The 18,154-nt window shown below is 57.1% G+C and carries 12 protein-coding genes and 1 tRNA gene; 8 read left to right on the forward strand and 5 right to left on the reverse strand.

What is annotated here, in order from left to right; translation table 11 throughout:
- Positions 1-23: 23 nt before the first annotated feature.
- Positions 24-3,788, reverse strand: a complete 3,765-nt coding sequence (locus tag J2S62_RS05080; RefSeq protein WP_310175723.1) for a multifunctional oxoglutarate decarboxylase/oxoglutarate dehydrogenase thiamine pyrophosphate-binding subunit/dihydrolipoyllysine-residue succinyltransferase subunit — start codon at positions 3,786-3,788, stop codon at positions 24-26.
- Positions 3,789-4,117: 329 nt separating this feature from the next.
- Between J2S62_RS05080 and guaB1 the strand changes: the two genes are divergently transcribed.
- From guaB1 to J2S62_RS05110, 6 genes are all read left to right on the forward strand, one after another.
- Complete coding sequence (gene guaB1 / locus J2S62_RS05085) at positions 4,118-5,575, forward strand: GMP reductase (RefSeq protein WP_310172128.1); 1,458 nt, start codon at positions 4,118-4,120, stop codon at positions 5,573-5,575.
- A gap of 162 nt (positions 5,576-5,737) precedes the next feature.
- Positions 5,738-7,081: a hemolysin family protein gene (locus J2S62_RS05090; protein ID WP_310175725.1), complete on the forward strand. Its 1,344-nt coding sequence runs from the start codon at positions 5,738-5,740 to the stop codon at positions 7,079-7,081.
- Positions 7,078-8,172, forward strand: a complete 1,095-nt coding sequence (locus J2S62_RS05095; protein ID WP_310172131.1) for a hemolysin family protein — start codon at positions 7,078-7,080, stop codon at positions 8,170-8,172. Before J2S62_RS05090 ends, J2S62_RS05095 begins: the two co-directional genes overlap by 4 nt.
- A 116-nt stretch (positions 8,173-8,288) precedes the next feature.
- Positions 8,289-9,281 (forward strand): metal ABC transporter substrate-binding protein, encoded by a 993-nt coding sequence (locus tag J2S62_RS05100; RefSeq protein ID WP_310172134.1) that lies wholly within the window; start codon positions 8,289-8,291, stop codon positions 9,279-9,281.
- Between the two features lie 31 nt (positions 9,282-9,312).
- Positions 9,313-10,185: a metal ABC transporter permease gene (locus J2S62_RS05105; protein WP_310172136.1), complete on the forward strand. Its 873-nt coding sequence runs from the start codon at positions 9,313-9,315 to the stop codon at positions 10,183-10,185.
- Positions 10,182-11,018, forward strand: coding sequence for a metal ABC transporter ATP-binding protein (locus J2S62_RS05110; protein ID WP_310172140.1), 837 nt, complete (start codon positions 10,182-10,184; stop codon positions 11,016-11,018). Before J2S62_RS05105 ends, J2S62_RS05110 begins: the two co-directional genes overlap by 4 nt.
- On the opposite strand, the gene J2S62_RS05115 is transcribed toward J2S62_RS05110, so the two are convergent.
- Positions 11,003-11,422 carry a Fur family transcriptional regulator gene (locus J2S62_RS05115; RefSeq protein WP_310172141.1) on the reverse strand — a complete coding sequence of 140 codons (420 nt, stop codon included), beginning with the start codon at positions 11,420-11,422 and terminating at the stop codon, positions 11,003-11,005. The genes J2S62_RS05110 and J2S62_RS05115 overlap by 16 nt on opposite strands.
- A gap of 219 nt (positions 11,423-11,641) precedes the next feature.
- Between J2S62_RS05115 and J2S62_RS05120 the strand changes: the two genes are divergently transcribed.
- Both J2S62_RS05120 and J2S62_RS05125 read left to right on the forward strand, forming a co-directional pair.
- Entirely contained in the window at positions 11,642-12,628 is a 987-nt protein-coding gene (locus J2S62_RS05120; protein ID WP_310172142.1) for a sulfurtransferase, read from the forward strand.
- Between the two features lie 80 nt (positions 12,629-12,708).
- Positions 12,709-13,137, forward strand: a complete 429-nt coding sequence (locus J2S62_RS05125; RefSeq protein WP_310172144.1) for an HIT family protein — start codon at positions 12,709-12,711, stop codon at positions 13,135-13,137.
- Here the strand turns inward: J2S62_RS05125 and hrpA are convergent.
- The 3 genes from hrpA to J2S62_RS05140 all read right to left on the reverse strand — a co-directional run bounded on the left by hrpA (position 13,134) and on the right by J2S62_RS05140 (position 18,123).
- Complete coding sequence (hrpA, locus tag J2S62_RS05130; RefSeq protein ID WP_310172147.1) at positions 13,134-17,207, reverse strand: ATP-dependent RNA helicase HrpA; 4,074 nt, start codon at positions 17,205-17,207, stop codon at positions 13,134-13,136. The two genes, J2S62_RS05125 and hrpA, sit on opposite strands and share 4 nt — an antisense overlap.
- A gap of 112 nt (positions 17,208-17,319) precedes the next feature.
- On the reverse strand, positions 17,320-17,748 hold the full coding sequence (locus J2S62_RS05135; protein ID WP_310172150.1) for a helix-turn-helix domain-containing protein: 429 nt from the start codon (positions 17,746-17,748) through the stop codon (positions 17,320-17,322).
- A gap of 302 nt (positions 17,749-18,050) precedes the next feature.
- Positions 18,051-18,123, reverse strand: a tRNA-Arg gene (locus tag J2S62_RS05140).
- Positions 18,124-18,154: the final 31 nt, after the last annotated feature.

Raw genomic sequence — 18,154 nt, forward strand, 5'->3', positions numbered from 1 at the left:
CGGAGTGCTAAGCGATTGCTGAGCTAGGCGCCGAAGACATCCTGCAAGAGGGTTTCTTGTTCTTCATCATGACGTGGTTTATTACCCGCTGCTGGGGATGCAGAAGCCGGACGGCTAATGACCGCGACTTCACGCTCCAGCTGCGGTACCAGGTACTGCATCATGAACGGCCACGGACCTTGGTTTTCTGGTTCGTCTTGGACCCAGTGCACCGAGGCGTTGGGGTATTTGTCCAATTCGGTCTTGATCGCTTCGATCGGAAGCGGGTAGAGCTCTTCAACCCGGACCAGAGCGATATCGGATTCCAGATCCAGTTTCTTCCGCCGGTCGACCAGATCGTAATAGAGCCGACCCGACACTAGGACTACCTTGGATGCTGAGGCAGCGGCCCGATTATCAGGCACGACGGGCATGAAGCGTCCACGGGTGAAGTCTTCCACCTGGGATGCTGCAGCACGCAGGCGCAGCAGCTGCTTCGGGCTGAACACGACCAGTGGACGACGCGGTGTCGAGTAGGCGTGTTCACGCAGCAGGTGGAAGTGATTTGCACCGTAGGACGGCTGGACGACGCGCATGTTTTCCTCTGCAGACAGCTGCAAGAACCGTTCGATGCGTGCCGAGGAGTGGTCTGGCCCCTGGCCCTCATAACCGTGGGGCAGTAACAGCACGATCGAGGAGTGTTGGTTCCACTTCTGTTGCGATGAGGAAATGAACTCGTCAATGACGATTTGTGCGCCGTTGACGAAGTCACCAAATTGCGCTTCCCACAGCACCAGGGCTTCTGGTCGTTCGACCGAGTAGCCGTACTCAAAACCAAGGGCGGCGTATTCGGAGAGCAACGAGTTGTAGATCCAGAACTTGGCTTGATCATTGGACAAGGAGGCTAGTGGTGTCCATTCGTCGTTGGTCTCGCGGTCGTAGAAGACAGCGTGACGCTGGACGAAGGTTCCACGGCGCGAGTCCTGCCCGGCCAACCGGACTGGGACGCCCTCCATGGCCAAGGAACCGAAGGCTGCGAGTTCTGCAAAGCCCCAGTCGATGTTGCCGTTGATGGCCATCTTTTGACGGCGCTCCAACAGGGTGAGCAGTTTCGGGTGCACGTTGAAGCCCTCTGGGATCTCCATGTGCACATCGCCAATGCGGCGCAACATGTCTTCGGAAATCGCGGTGGACTCAGGCTTGTAGCGCTCTGAAGTGTCCTCGATACCGTGTGCTGAACCCAGGATTGGGATCGGCGAGGTTTCCGCTTCGCCAATTTCGGCGAAAGCGGCTTCCAGACGATTCTTGTAATCGGCTGCGGCCTGGTCTGCTTCCTCCTGGGTGATGTCACCACGACCAACCAGCGCGTCAACGTAGAGGCGACGCGTGGAGGTCTTGTTGGAGATCAGGTTGTACATGCCAGGCTGGGTCATCGAAGGATCGTCACCCTCGTTGTGGCCACGACGACGGTAGGTGATCAAATCGATCACGACGTCGCGGTGGAAGCGCTGACGATATTCATACGCCAACTGAGCTGCCTGGACAACGGCCTCTGGGTCATCTCCGTTGACGTGGATGACCGGAGCCTGAATCGACCGGGCGACATCGGTGGCGTAGGTGGTGGAACGAGACTGCGATGGCGGGGTGGTGAACCCAACCTGGTTGTTAATAATTACGTGCACCGTACCACCGGTGCGGTACCCGCGCAGTTGTGACATCTGCATGGTCTCAAATACCACGCCCTGACCAGCGAAGGAGGCGTCACCGTGAATCTGGATTGGCAACACCGAATACGATTTCGGCGATTTCGTGCCGTGGTCGTAGCGGTCTTGCTTGGCCCGGACGATACCTTCTAACACGGGGTTGACGGCTTCGAGGTGCGACGGGTTGGCCGCAACCGAGACGGTCGTGGTATTGCGGTTATACGAGGTAAAGGTGCCTTCGGTACCCAGGTGGTACTTGACGTCACCGGAGCCCTGGGCGATACCGGAATCAACATCGCCCACGAATTCCCGGAACACCTGTGTGAAGGTCTTGCCGGCAATGTTGGTGAGCACGTTGAGACGACCGCGGTGGGCCATCCCGATGGCGACTTCGTCCAAGCCATCATCTGCGGCACCTGACAGTACCGCGTCCAATAGGGCGATCAGCGATTCGGAACCCTCGAGGGAGAAGCGCTTTTGGCCCACGAATTTGGTCTGCAGGAAGGTCTCGAAGGCTTCGGCTGCGTTCAGCCGGCCCAGAATGCGCAACTGCTCTTCGCGAGTCGGCTTCGTGAACGGGTGTTCCAACTTGTCCTGGAACCAGGCGCGCTGTTCCGGGTCGTCGATGTGCATGTACTCGTAACCAGAGTTGCGGGTATATGCATCACGCAGCACCCCGAGCAGGTCACGCAGCAACATGTTCGGTTTGCCGCCAATACCGCCGGTAGGCCAGATCCGGTCAAGATCCCACAGAGTCAATCCATGTGAGTCTAGGTCAAGATCCGGGTGGGTACGCATGCGGTATTCCAGCGGGTCCGTGTCCGCAATGAGGTGGCCACGGACGCGGTAGGCATGGATCAGTTGCTGAATACGAGCGGCCTTGCTCACTTCGTCTTCAGGGTTCACCTGCACGTCGGGTGCCCAGCGAACCGGGACGGTTGGGATGCGCAGGTTGACGAAGATCTCGTCATAGAAATCGTCTTCACCCAGCAGCAGGTTGTGTACGGTGCGCAAGAATTCGCCCGAACCGGCACCCTGGATGACGCGGTGGTCATAGGTTGAGGTGACGGTCATGGTCTTCGAAACTGCCAGATCCGAGAGCACTTTTTGCGACGTGCCTTCAAATTCGGCCGGGTAGGTCAAAGCGCCGACACCGATGATGGCCGCTTGGCCTTCAGACAACCGCGGGACCGAGTGAACGGTACCTATACCGCCGGGGTTGGTTAGCGACACGGTGGTGCCCGAGTGGTCTTCCATCGTGAGTTTATTGTTCAGCGCGCGTTTGACCAGATCTTCATACGCTTCCCAGAACTCGCGGAAGTTCATGGTCTCAACAGCTTTAATCGACGGCTGGACCAGGACGCGTTCACCCTTCGCACCTGGCAGGTCGATGGCCAACCCGAAGTTGATGTGGGCCGGGTTGACCTTAAACTTCTTGCCGTCTTCCTCTCGGTACAGCGCATTCATCTCAGGGTGCTTGACCAAGGCCCGAATAATCGCATAACCGATCAGGTGGGTGAAGGAGACCCGTCCGCCTCGGGTGCGCTGAAGGTGGTTGTTAATCACCGTACGGTTATCAATGAGCGCCTTGACCGGAATGTCGCGCACCGTGGTCGCGGTGGGCATGGATAGCGACGAGTCCATATTGGCGGCAATCGCCTGGGACATCCCACGAAGGCGGACCCACTCGTCTTCCTTCGCCTCGCCGGCGGCTTCTTCTTTGTCGCGTTCTGCTTGAGCAGCTATTGACGGTTCGGAAGTAATGGCTTGGGGGGACTCTTCAGCACGACGAACTTTAGGCTTGGGTGGCTTCTTGGAGTTCGCCGCAGCTTCTGCAGGCTCAGACTTAGCTGGTTTCTTCGATTCAGCAGCCGCGGGCTTTGCAGCTTCTTTGGTCTGTGCGGGTTGAGCAGGTGCGGCGGTCTGGGAGTCTGCGGCTTGCTGGTTGTTACCAGAATTGTTGGCAGATTCTAAACGGGCGAAGATTTCGGCCCATTTTTCATCCACAGAAGACTTATCCGCCTTGTACTTTTCGTAGATATCCGCAACAAGCCATTCATTCCCGGGAAATTCCTCGGAGAGCTGGGCGGACGTAAGTTCTGGCACGGTGAAGGCCTCTTCCGTAAGTTCTTGTGTTTTGAGCGTACACGTGGCGAGACTCGAAACGCCGGGCACGACGATACTCGCCGTTGGTTCCGTTAACAGCGTCCCGGTACTTATCTTCGGTGAATGCGAACTCACTGAAGGCAACTGTCAACAGCAGCTGGATCCATCATAGTGACAAAGTTAGTTGAATTGCCACAGAATACGATGAATTGCGCACAGATCGGCTGCGCGCAAAATCACGCCACATAAATGTGATTATGAGCACAGCTACAGCCTCGGATCGACGAGCCAGCGCTGCCAGGAGATGAAAAAACTGTCATGATGGTCATATGCGTTTTCTTAACCCAGTCACCACAGACTTGACCTATTCAGACGTTTTCCTCGTGCCTTCCTACTCCCAGGTCGGCTCGCGGATGAACGTTGATATTTCATCCACCGATGGCATCGGAACGACCATTCCGGTGATTGCGTCAAATATGAACGGGGTGACCGGGCGACGGATGACCGAAACCATCGCTCGGCGCGGTGGAATTGGTATCTTCCCGCAAGATATGCCACTGCATCTGCTGCAAGAATCGATTGACTGGGTCAAATCCCGTGACACGCTGTTCGAGACGCCACTCTATGTAGGGCTCGATGACCGAGTATTAGATGTTCGCCACCTGGCCGAAAAACGCAACCATCCAGCCGTCTGTGTTGTTGACAAAGATCGCTCGCTGCTCGGTATTGTCCACGTGGCCGACGTGGAAGGCATCGATCAATTCGCATCCGTGCAGGCGTTGTTGCGCGAACCCCTGCTGACCGTTGCGGAGTCTGATCTCAGCGGCCTACCGCAAGATGCGCAAGCCAAATCGCTGCGCGATATCTACATGAAAATGCACGACGCACAGCTTAACTATGCGCCGGTTGTGGATGGCACGAAACTTGTGGGCGTGTTGACGCAGCAGGGCGTGTTGCGGTCAACCATCTATACGCCGGCGCTGGATGAGCGCAAGCGCCTGCGTGTGGGTGCAGCCGTCGGGGTGAACGCCGATGTGCGGGACCACGCCGAGAAACTCATCGAGTCCGGTGTGGACGTGCTAGTCGTGGATACCGCGCACGGTCACCAGGAAAAGATGATGACGGCCCTGCGGAGTTTGTCCGAACTGCCCGTGCCGATCGTTGCCGGCAATGTGGTTTCTGCCGAAGGGACACATGACCTCATTGAAGCCGGTGCGGACATCGTCAAAGTGGGTGTAGGTCCCGGCGCCATGTGTACCACCCGCATGATGACAGCGGTCGGGCGGCCACAGTTCTCGGCCGTCCATGAATGTGCCCAAGCAGCTGCAAGCCATGGCAAACACGTCTGGGCCGACGGTGGCATTAAACATCCCCGCGACGTAGCGCTAGCACTGGCCGCGGGCGCCTCCCAAGTCATGATCGGCTCCTGGTTCGCCGGGGTGTTGGAATCGCCTGGCGATATGTTTACCGACCGGGATGGTCGAAAATACAAAGAAAACTTCGGAATGGCCTCAGCTCGGGCTGTGTCGGCTCGAACCAAGCACGACGACGCGTTCGCTCGTGCACGCAAAGCCTTCTTCGAAGAAGGGGTCTCCGGATCCAAGATGTATATCGATCCGGCCCACCCGTCGGTCGAGGATCTGCTGGATTCAATCACCGCGGGCGTGCGTTCTTCCATGACCTATGCGGGTGCCACGAATCTTGCCGAATTCCACGATCGGGCGGTGGTCGGAGTGCAATCTGCCGCCGGCTATGACGAAGGCCGTCCGGTCGCGAGTTCCTGGTAGGAAGATAGGCTCTATAATAAGTTGCATCATGGACAATGACAGACGTGCTCGACGCACGGATTCTCGAACCAATCGCCACGCTCCGGCGAATGAAATGGAGCCCCCGAGTTGGCCTGAGCGCCTCAGTGCCGGGATCGCGGCACAGGTCGGTGATGCAGCGTGATGGTCGAATGGCTATTACTCGGCGTGAGCATGCTGCTGATCTTCGGCAACGGATTCTTTGTCGCTGTTGAGTTCTCACTCATTTCGTTAGACGTGCCAACGGTACAGCGCATGGTGGACGAGGGCGACAAGGGCGCAGAGCCCGTCCTGAAAGCACTCAAGTCACTGTCAACTCAACTGTCCTCGTGCCAGCTCGGTATCACGCTGACCGCCCTGTTGACCGGGTTTTTTCTCGAACCGTCGCTGGGGCGTCTGCTGGTCACGCCGTTGCAGCCACTCTTAGGTGACAACGAGGCTGTGGTCTATTCGGTGTCGTTAACGATCGCGATGATCATCGGAACCGCGTTGTCGATGCTGATCGGTGAGCTGGTACCAAAAAATTTATCCCTGGCCCGGGCCATGCCTATTGCCAGACTGCTGTCCCGCCCGCAGTTGATTTTCACCGCGGTCTTCCGGCCGATCATTGCTGGACTCAATAACTTCTCCAACTGGGTGTTGAGCCTGTTTGGGATGGCCACCCAGGAAGAACTCTCCGGCGCGCGCACACCAGAGGAATTGTCATCATTAGTTCGGCGTTCTGCCGAAATGGGCACCCTCGACGTCAAGACCGCTTCATTTGTGGATCGCACTCTGAAATTCTCGGAGCGGACAGCAGCCGATGTGATGACGCCGCGAATGGATATGGAAACCGTTGAAGCCGATGCCAGTCTTGATGAAGTACTATTCTTTGCCCGACGGACCGGGTTCTCGCGCTTCCCGGTCAGTAATGGTAACGCCGATGAGATCCGCGGGATACTGCACATTAAAAAGGTCATTGCCGTGCCCAAACACCGCCGCGCTAAACTCAGCGCCGGCACGATTGTAAGTGAAATGGTGCGCGTGCCAGAATCAGTCACGTTGGACACGTTAATTAATGATTTGCGTGAAGCACCGTTTCAAATGGCGTTGGTCGTTGATGAATACGGCGGCACGGCTGGCATCGTCACGCTGGAAGATCTTGTGGAAGAAATCGTCGGGGAAGTTGCCGATGAGCATGACCGCATCACGCCCGGCGTGCTGCAAAGTGCCGATGGGGGCTGGTTCTTCCCGGCCGTCATGCGTCCCGATGAAGTCATGACGCACATCCCGGGGTTAGTCATCGATGAAGATGAGGCCTACGAGACCGTTGGCGGTTTTATTATGGCGGAATTAGGTCGCGTGGCCGATGTCGGTGACATGGTCAATGTCGATCACGGCACATTAGAAGTGCGTCGTATCGATGGGCACCGCATCGAGCGCGTCAAATATGTACCCGCGGAGGATACGCACACACCGCAGCGCTCGTCCCAGAAGGAGGATGCATGAGTGAGCATGTTCCGGGTCTGCTGTGGCTGATTGTGCTGCTCGCTGGCAACGCGTTCTTCGTGGCCGGTGAATTCGCGGTCATGGGGGCCAGACGCTCTCAAATTGAGCCCCGTGTCGATGAAGGCTCGAAAGCGGCCAAAAAGGCGCTCTTCGCGATGGAGCACGTGACCGATATTCTGGCCATTTGCCAGTTAGGCATCACGGTGTGTTCGCTGCTGATCCTGAATGTCTCGGAACCAGCGATCGCTTACCTGTTTGGTATTCCGTTGGAAGCCCTTGGACTGGATCCGGCCTTCGCTGGGGTGCTGGCATTCGTGTTAGCGCTGATAGTGGTGACTTTCCTGCACGTGACCTTCGGCGAAATGGTGCCGAAAAATGCTGCGGTCAGCGTGGCAGATCGAGCAGTTATCCTGTTAGCTCCGCCACTGGTGTTCTTAGAGAAAGTGCTACGACCAGTTATTCGGCTGCTCAACTGGACAGCCAATATTGTGTTGCGCATGTTCAAGGTCGAACCTCAGACCGAGGTCACTTCGACCTACACGCTGGAAGAAGTCCAATCGATCGTCGCTGAATCACAACGAACCGGATTGGTTGATGACCAGTCTGGCATTTTGTCCGGTGCGTTGCACTTCTCTGATGTCACAGCACAAGACGTCATGGTCCCCATGGATCAAATTATCAGTGTCTCCACCACGGACACTCCTGAACGGTTTGACGAAGCCGTGCGGAAGACCGGGCTGTCACGTTTGTTGGTCGAAGATCGTGGCGATAATACGGTCATTGGCTATCTCCACATTAAAGATCTGCTATCAGTCCCCGAAGAGCGTTATACCGCACCGATCCCGGTCACCCGTGTCCGCTCGATGGTCAATATCACGCTGGATAAACCCATCGAGGAAGCGCTGACCGTGATGCAGCGCATCGGGGTGCATATGGCCCGGGTGCAAGATGACAGTGGTAGCACCGTGGGAATCTTGTTCCTCGAAGATGTGATCGAGGTTCTGGTAGGAGAAATTCGCGACGTCACGCAGTCTCAGACCATTACGATTCGCCAACGGATGGGCAAAGCTGGGGGAGAAGCGTCGATCTAGGCCCAGGTCGCCCCGCACCCTTATTGCTAATGCGAACCATTTGCATTACTGTAAAGTGTTGAATGCCCTCTCTACGGTGGCTGAATCTCCCAAAGCAAAGGACTACAAGGCTCATCATGCACTTCAGTGAAAAACGCACGCTGGCACTGGTTGGTACCTTCTGCGCTCTCGGTCTGGCGCTCTCGGCATGCGCCACAGACGCAGAAAGTCAGTCCACAGACAATGGGGATACCAATGCAACGGTCATCGCTACGACAACGCAGGTCGGTTCCATTACCGAACAGATTACTGCGTGTGCCGGGGGTCAGACGACAACCCTGATGAGTGCTGGCGATGATCCGCACCAATTCGAAGCCTCGAGTGCCCAGATGGCCGATATGGTTTCGGCTGATCTGGTGGTCTTGAATGGACTGGGTTTAGAGTCGTCGTTGCAGCGCTCCTTGGAGAACGCGGAAACTGATGGTGCCGAACTCTTCGAAGTAGCGCCACAGCTTGATCCGATTCCGTATCAAGAGGAACACCACCACGATCATGCTGACGAGCACGGACATGCCCACGGGCACGAGGCTGAGGACCAGGATCACGGATCCTACGACTCCCACGTGTGGATGGATGTCTCGCGGATGGCTGATGGCGCTGAACTGATTGGTCAGAAACTTGCCGACGTGACCGGCGAGGATGCCTATGTGTCCTGTGGGGCAGAAGTTGCAGAAGACCTCCGAGCGACTGACGCCCAGGTGGAAGAACTGCTTGCACATGTGGATTCGGCTCGTTTAGTGACCGACCATGCAGCCTATGGGTATCTAGCTGATCGTTATGGTGTGGAAGTTAGTGGCGTAGTCATTCCCGGTGGCTCAACCGATGGTGAACCGTCTTCCCAGGACCTGTCGCAACTGACAGCGTTGTTGAATGATGAAGGCGCCGATGCACTGGTCACCGCCAAAAACAATCCCAATCGCATGATCGCAGCTCTTGAAGCCGAGACAGAGAGTGATGTTCCGGTTGTGATGCTTTATGAAAATGGTATTGGCGAGCCTGGATCGGGCGCGGAAACATATCAGGATGCCATGGTGTACAACGCAGAAGCTCTGGCTGAGGCCATAAACTAACTATGCAAGCAATTCGGAAGGGGCCCAAATAGTGGAGCTGTTGAACTGGGTTATGGAACCATTCCAGGCTGGTTTCCAAATCCGAGCTCTGTTAGGCGGACTCCTCGCCGCACTCATGTCGAGCTTCGTGGGTGTCTGGCTGGTCCTGCGCGGTATGAGCTTTTTCGGTGACGCGTTCGTCCATGGAGTGGTGCCCGGGATCGCCGCCGCCGTGGTCTTTAATTTCTCACCGTATTTGGGCGCAGCGCTGGCTGCATTTGTCATGGTCTCGTTGCTGGAGCTCGTCCATCGCACCACGACGTTGAAAGAAGATACCGCCATCGGTTTATTATTCGTGGGCATGATGGCACTTGGTGTCGTGATCATCTCCCGCGCCGATAGCTTCCAGGGGTCGCTGACCGCGATCCTATTTGGCGACGCGCTGGGCGTGACGTGGTCTGATATCGGGGTGCAGCTGGTGTTCGTCATCGGGGTGGGCATGCTGTCCCTGATGCTCTATCGCCCCCTGATGACCCTGTCGTTTTCACCGGATAAAGCTGAGGCACTCGGAATGCGCCCACAGCTAACCCATTGGCTGTTGTTGTTGATGATTGCTGCGGCAGTCATTGGATCCTTCCAAGCCGTTGGGACATTACTCGTGCTTGGCTTGCTCATTGGTCCGGCCGCTACCGCAGCGCTTATTACCCGTACGGTGCCCCGAATGATCATGGCCTCGCTTGTGATCGGAATCGTCTCTGTTACTGTTGGATTGATTCTCAGTTATCACCTGGGAACCGCTGCCGGAGCATCTATGGCACTGGTGGCAATCCTCGGGTTCTATTTGGTGTTAACTCTTCGAGAAGCGACCGCTGCACTGGCCCGTCGCCAGCGTAGCGCAGCACCCGCTGAGCAAGGAGCGTTATGACTCTCGTGACAGCCCGAGACATTGTCTTATACCGCGGTTCCCATCGCGCTGTTTCGGCTTCGAGTTTTACCATCCCGGAAGGCAAAATCACTGCGGTGATAGGACCCAACGGCTCGGGCAAGACCACATTGCTGCAGGCTATTGCTGGGATACTGGCACCCAGTGCCGGAGAGATTCAAGTACTCGGCAAGCCGGTCAAAGAAGTCAGACAAGATATTTCGTTTGTGATGCAGTCGGTGGTCTTCCCTACGGGGACACCGATTACCGTCAAAGATGTGGTGTCCATGGGGCGCTATGCGCAACGCGGATGGTTTGGTATCTTCCGACCAACGGATCGCAACGCAATTCAGTACGCGATGGACGTCATGAACATTACCGACCTGAAAAACCGGCATCTCGAGGAACTCTCGGGCGGTCAGCGTCAGCGCGTGTATGTTGCTCAGGGCATCGCCCAGGGGCATGAAATACTGGTGCTTGATGAACCGATGACCGGGTTGGACCTGACCTCGATGCGTATTATCGATGAGGTGATTCACGCTGAAGTCGACGATCATGGCCATTCTGTAATTCTCACCACTCACGATCTCGACGAAGCCGCCGCAGCAGATCATGTCATCCTCATGGATGGCAGAGTCATAGCAGCCGGCACGCCCGACGAAGTGCTGACTCGAGACAATCTGGAAGCTGCCTATGGACTGGGGAGCTTGCACGAACCTGCCGCCATCGACGGCACCACGGTGGTGGAACTACCCGAATGTACCGCACACGGGGACGCCCTTGAATCCGAGGAGCATCAACCGGGCGAGCGGTATAGCCGTTACGAAGCGCTGTGAGCACACTGAGGGCACAACCCATAAATCTCTAGTGTGTGGTCAATGTCGGTATAACCGTATTCATCGCCGATATGGTCGGCCCATTGTTCGACTTTTGGGGCTTCGATCTCCTCGGTCGCCCGGCAATTGCGACACACCAAATGATGGTGATGGCCAGTCAAGGCGCATTTGCGGAATAAGGTTTGCCCGTCGTCGAGCGCAAGGATATCTACGACCCCATCTTCAACCTGGGCTTGCAGCACCCGGTACACGGTGGCCAGCGAAACAGAACGGCCCGTTTCGGCTACTGACTGGTGTATTTGTTGGGCCGACAAAAAGTCTGGACTGGCATCCAAAATCTCGTCGATGGCCTGCTTCTGCCACGTATTGCGAGTGCGAGGCCGTGACGATGAAGCTGACGACATTGCGGAAAGCTCCCTGTAGTTGATGTGATGAACTCGGCCTTCAGTGTAGCAAGGAACCATCCGCGACCGAATAGTTAGAAGGTATTGACGAATGTCTGTGCAATTGAGCCCCCACAGGGCTAAAGTTGAGGATGTGAAAATCCCGCAACTCGATGGCACGCTGCGTGTCACCAAATCTAATACATGCCCTGATCCCGTTTTTGGTGGAGGCATGGTCGAATGAATCAACCTGTATTAGTCAGCGTTGATGTACTGGCCGCCTGGATGGGGCTGGACCGCACGGACTATTCGCTGCCCGATGCATCCACCGTCGAAGTGCGTACCCGGATGATGGCAGACCAGCTTCCGCCGCAACCTGAAGGTTTTGTCGCTCCCACCCCGGTGCCTGAACCCGGTCGGCTAGTCATTTGGGATGTGCGCTGGTCCGCAACTGATCCCACGCAAAATCACGAAGCCTACCGGCAGGGTCACATCCCCGGAGCGGTCTATGTGTCCATGAGCAGCCACTTGGCCGGCCACGGGGCGCCCGCTGCCGGTCGACATCCGTTACCCGATCCGGCGAAATTTACCGAAGCGGTCCGCATGCTGGGTCTCAATGACGAAGACACCGTGGTGATCTATGATGCCGTGGCCGCATCGGCTGCCGCACGCGCCTGGTGGTTGCTGCGCTATGCGGGCATGACCGATGTGTACGTGCTCGACGGCGGTCTTGATGCCTGGCGTGCGGCAGATCTACCGCTGCATGCCGGTGAGGTGTTGCCGCGTATCGGTTCGGCCTACCTGTCGTGGGGCAAGATGCCCGTCGTCAACACCGAAGAGGTACCCGACTTTGTCCGTGACGAAGGGGTCCTGCTTGATGCCCGTGCCTACCAGCGATACACCGGTGAAGAAGAACCCATTGATCCAGTGGCCGGGCACATCCCTGCGGCGGTCTCGGCTCCGGGCGGCGAATTGACCGATGAGGAGGGCAAATTCCTCCCGGCCGCGGAACTGCGCGAGAAATTCGCCGAATATGGGATCACCTCGGGGACCCCGGTGACCGCCTACTGCGGCTCTGGAGTCACTGCCTCAAAAACAGTCTTGGGGCTGGCGCTGGCCGGATTGGACGGTGCGCTCTATCCCGGGTCCTGGTCGGCGTGGTCCTCCTCCCGCGATCTGCCAGTGGCCACAGGGGACGAACCCGGTGTGATGCCCTCGGATATCTAGGCAGCTCACCTCTGAAGTTTTCGTCGCCTCGATACTAGACTGAAGCCGGAACATATCCTGGGACAATGTGAGGAGAACTTGTGTCGACGATTTTCACCAAGATAATGAACGGTGAGTTGCCGGGCCGATTCATCTGGCAGGACGATAAGTGCGCGGCGTTTTTGGACATCAGTCCGTTAACCTATGGTCACACCCTGGTGGTACCACGTGAAGAAATTGACATGTGGACAGATCTTCCCGAAGAGCTCAACGCACACGTGTACACAGTGGCGTCGCGCATCGGTGCCGCACAGGTCAAAGGCCTCGGGGCGACACGTGCTGGGCTGATCATTCAAGGCTACGAAGTTCCGCACATGCACATGCACGTTTTCCCGACCAACTCGGTCGCAGACTTCGACGTCTCCAACATCATTCGTGAACCCGATGAGGAAAAAATGGATGAAGCGGCCACCAAGTTGCGTGCCGCGCTACGCGACGCCGGGTACGGCCAGTTCGTTCCGGAAGACTAACGCAGTGCTGCCTCGGCGGCTTTGATAGCTTGTCGGAGGCGTTTTTCGCTCACGCTGGTCGCGGTGCCAAGTTCTTGGGCGAATAATGAAACCCGCAGCTCCTGCAAAAGCCAAGAGATCTCCTGGATGGCTACGGGAGTGGGTACGCCTGTGGGGGCCTGAGTTTTCAGGTCCTCATAGGCTTTTTCTAATTCCTGAACCACCTGTGTGTTGAGCCCGTCGCGTTGCAGGGCACCACCGGCATCCAGCTTGTCCATGCGTAAATTCATCGCTTGTAAATATCGCGGCACATGGCGCAGTCTCGCCCAGCCGGTCCGGGACACGAACCCGCGTCGAATTAGCGCATCATGTTGAGTTCGTAAATCTGCGGCCGCGGCAGCCAGCGATAGGGAACGGATCTTCCGGATGCGACGATCGACCTCTCGCGACAGGTTCAGAATCTCGGCTACCACCGAGGTCACCTTGAACGTCGTATCGATCAGGTCCTGTTGGACAGTCTGTTGCAGGTTGCGATAAGCCGTCTCGGTCATCGGCAGTTCTTCGGGGACGAGCGCATCAATGGCGGTGGCCGTGCAGTCGGCGACCAAAGCGGCGCTATCTGGATAGGGTGATTGCGCAAAGGCCAACTTCTCTGTGGGTGATAGATGATCAAGAATGTAGCGTTGCGGATTTGGTAGTTCAGCTTGCAACAGGGCGATGACCCCACCGCGGTGCACGGCCGCCTGTTCCCCAGCGGTGCGCAACACCACCAGCGCGGCAGATGGTGTCCGGCCCTCTTCGGCCTGCAGAGCAGGATAGCCGGTGACTTGCTGATGAGCAGAACCAGTCCATACCGACGTCTGGATCGTGGCAGGAATATCTCCTATAGTCCAGCTGGTCAACCCCGATTGAGGGGTCAGTGGGTCATCGGCTTGTTTTGTTGGCGGCGCTGGGGGACGGGGACGTTGTTTCTTGCCTTTAGTGCGTTGGGTTTGTTGTGCTCCAGGGGTAGGAAGGTTTACCCCTTTGGCCCGTGCCGCATCCGTGAGAGACTCTGCCAGGGCAGTCTGGTTTTGGCCCGCAAGGTTTCGTTGTAGTGCGGCTAGATCGTCATCAGTGCCAACAATCGCCCCGCGATCGTCGACCACTTGGAACGTGAAGCGTAGGTGGGGTGGCAGTTTCTGCCGTGCCCAGTCTTCAGGGCCCACCACCTGGTGTTTGACCTGCCGCAAGTAGGTGCCCAACGCGTCATAGAAGTTATCGCGTGCCGGGTCGGCGTGTTCGGCCAGATGCTCAGCAGCAGCCTGTGCGGTATCAGGGGCGGGGACGAGGTGTTTACGAATGGGTTTGGGCAGGCCGCGGATCAGTGCGGTAATGAGCTCGGTACGCAGCCCGGGGATGAGCCAATCGAAGCGTTGTTGATCCATCTGGTGGAGTAGGGCGAGCGGGATCGTGACCGTCACGCCATCGGTACGCGGACCGGCAGGGCGACCGGTTCCCGAAGCATCGGCCCCAATGCTGGCGACCGGGGTGAATTCATATTGCAACGGTAACTGCACATCCCCGGTTGGGGTGGGGTGTACGAATACGTCGGGAAATTCTTCGAGGTCGAGATCCTGGATATTTTCTGCCAAAAGCTGGTTGGGGTCAAAATCCAAGAGCTCTGGATTGTTGTGGCGCTCCTTGCGCCACCAAGCGTCAAAATGCCGTTGCGAGACGGCGCTTTCCGGCAACCGTGCGTCGTAGAACGCGTAAAGATCGTCTTCTGAAACCAACAGGTCACGACGGCGTAACCGCGTTTCTAGTTCTTCAACCTCTGCGAGCCGTTCCCGATTTCGCTTGAAAAAGTGGTGCCGGGTATTCCAGTCACCTTCGATCAGCGCATGCCGGATAAACAGTTCGCGCGCGGCCGGTCGATCGACGTTGTAGTACCGTACGGGGCGATCGGCCACAATCGTCACCCCGTAGACGGTGATGCGCTGGCGGGCCATCGCTGTGCCATGACGCCGTGACCAGTAGGGTTCTGACGTATTGGTTTTGGCGATCGGTCCGGCGGCTTGCTCGATCCATGCGGGTTCAATTGCGGCGACTTGGCGCGCCCACAACCGCGAGGTTTCGACCAGCTCTGCGGCCATGACAAAGTCGTGACGTTTTTTGAACAGTCCGGATCCCGGAAAGATCGCAAACCGTGTACCGCGCGCGCCTTGGTAGTGCTTTCGACGTTCATCCCAGGACCCGATATGCGACAACAGCCCGGTTAACAGCGCTTGGTGCATCCCATCGTGGTTCTTGACGGCATCGATGGTTTTAGCCCCGGTCTCTATGCCGACCTCACGGGCGATCTGGCGTAACTGACGCACCAGATCTTGCCACTCCCTAACTCGCAGATAGTTGATGAACTCGTTGCGGCACAGTTTGCGGAACTGGTTACCCGACAACTCGCGCTGTTGATCATGTAGGTAGTTCCACAGGTTCAGCAGGGCTGAGAAGTCTGATCTTTCGTCGGTGAACCGCGCATGGAGCTCATCGGCTTTCGCGCGGTGTTCTTCGGGGCGTTCGCGGGGGTCCTGGATGGTCAGCCCGGCAGCCAACACGAGCACTTCGGGCACCACATGATGCTCTTCTGCAGCCAGGATCATGCGGGCTAACCTCGGCGCGACTGGTAACCGTGCCAACCGGCGCCCAATCGGCGTGATGGTGCCAGCTGGGAAGGTGCGAGTTACCCAGCGCCCACCGCGGCCGCGCACGCGCACCGGGTTGCCGGTGTTCAGCGCACCCAGCTCGGTCAGCAGGGTGACTCCGTCGGTAATCTGTTTGTGTTCGGGCGGTTGCAGGAATGGGAAGTCTTGAAGCTCATCGGCCGTGGAGATGATATTGATCGAGGCCATGTGCAGGATCACTGAAGCCAACGAAGTTCGAAGAATCTCTGGATCCGTGAACTCGGGCCGTGCCTGAAAGTCTTCTTCCGAATATAACCGGATCGCAATACCGGGGCTGGTTCGTCCCGCACGGCCGGAACGTTGCTGAGCCGAAGCCTGTGAGATGCGCTCAATGGGCAGTCGTTGGACCTTGGTGCGCTGGGAATAGCGCGAAATCCGTGCGGTTCCGGTATCGATCACATATTTAATGCCCGGTACGGTCAGGGAGGTTTCGGCGACGTTGGTGGCTAAGACGATACGGGGATTTTTGCCGGGACGAAATACCCGTTGTTGGTCTTGTAGCGATAGGCGCCCAAACAGCGGCAAAATCTCGGCCTTGGCTAACCGTGGGTTGCGCGCCACCCGCGGGCCCAAGACCTCAGCGGCGTCACGGATCTCGCGCTCGCCGGGGAAGAAGATCAGGATGTCGCCGGGCTCTTCGTGGCTGAGCTCATCAACCGCATCGGCGATCGCATCCAGGGGATCCCGGGCGTCTTCCATATCGTCGGCGTCGTCATCGGGATCATCCGGCAGCGCTTCTTGTTGGAGCGGACGATACCGAACCTCGACCGGGTAGGTGCGCCCTGAGACTTCGATGATTGGCGCTGGCTGATCATTGGTGTCTGAAAAGTGTTCGGCAAATGATTCGGGGTCGATGGTGGCCGAGGTGATGATGACCTTCAGATCGGCCCGTTTCCTCAGAAGTCGTTTGAGGTAGCCCAGCAGGAAATCGATGTTGAGGCTGCGCTCGTGTGCTTCGTCAATGATGATGACCGAATACTTCGACAGGTCCGGGTCGTGTTGGATCTCAGCCAACAAAATCCCGTCGGTCATGACTTTCAGCTGGGTATCATCGGATACTTCGGAGGTGAACCGCACCTGGTACCCCACGGTCGAGCCGATGTTTTGGCCGAGTTCTTCTGCGACGCGTTCAGCCACTGATCGAGCGGCGATTCGTCGTGGTTGGGTGTGGCCGATCATCCCGGCGTCCGCGAGCCCGAGGGCAAGACACATTTTGGGCAGCTGTGTGGTTTTACCGGAGCCAGTTTCCCCGGCAACGATGACCACTTGGTGGTCGACGATAGCGGCCATGATCTGTTCGCGGTGTTGAGAGACCGGTAGATCTTCGGGAAAGGAGATGGCGGACAGCTCAAGCGCAGAAGTGTTGGACATGATGGCCAAATTCTACGTGAGTTGTGCCTATCGTGGCGTATTAACGGTCAGATGTTGGTTGTTGACGAACTCATCCATGCCATCTGGCTGGGTTCAGCGTCGGATCCGTGCCTTAGAGTCCCGGCGGGATGTAATGATCCAGACCGTCGCGGCGCAGCCGGTGTTTGAGCTCTTCAACGAGTTGGGTGTAGCTATCCATGATTCGGGCACGATCTTGGAGCTCAGAGGCTAAATCCATTGAAGTAGCACGCCGCAGCTCTTTGCGCGTCATCGTCAACGACGTGGGTTTGCCACCGGGGGTGTAGACCATCGATGCGAGCGCTTCGATGGTGCGCTCACGATTTTTCATCGTGGTGCCTTCCATTTCCCACCGGAACAGGGTCCGTTCAGAAATCCCAATCTTCTGGGCTAAATCGGTTCGCGGAAGATTTGAGGCCTCACGGCGTCGCATGATGTCTAATCCAATGGATAGCTCATCGTTGGGATTCAGATGATCCTGGCCTTCAAGAGGGTGCGTTTTCCGTCGCATGTATTTCGCCATCCCCAAAATTATTCCGCATCGGTTGATTTTTGAAGTATGCAGCAATTTTTCATCATTCCATAGTAGTTCACTCAAAGACAAACACTGTCGTCAATGACGACTTTTAGTCCAAAACTTAGGATTTGCGCGACAGGACCCCTGGGAATCCACGAAACTAGTGAACTGGTGAGCTTTCGGGGTGGCCGTGACCATGAGCAAGAGGCAGTGGATTCGAATATGTCAGCGCATCTGCGGATGGTTCAGTGCGTCACAGGCCGTGAGAGAAAAGAAAAATCGCCAGCACGCAGGCTGGCGAGAAAAAGTGCCCCCGACAGGAATCGAACCTGTGGCCTTCTGCTCCGGAGGCAGACGCTCTATCCCCTGAGCTACGGAGGCGGGGATCCTGCAGAACCAAGACAGTTCTACT

The sequence above is a fragment of the Enteractinococcus fodinae genome (assembly GCF_031458395.1).
GTDB lineage: Bacteria > Actinomycetota > Actinomycetes > Actinomycetales > Micrococcaceae > Yaniella > Yaniella fodinae.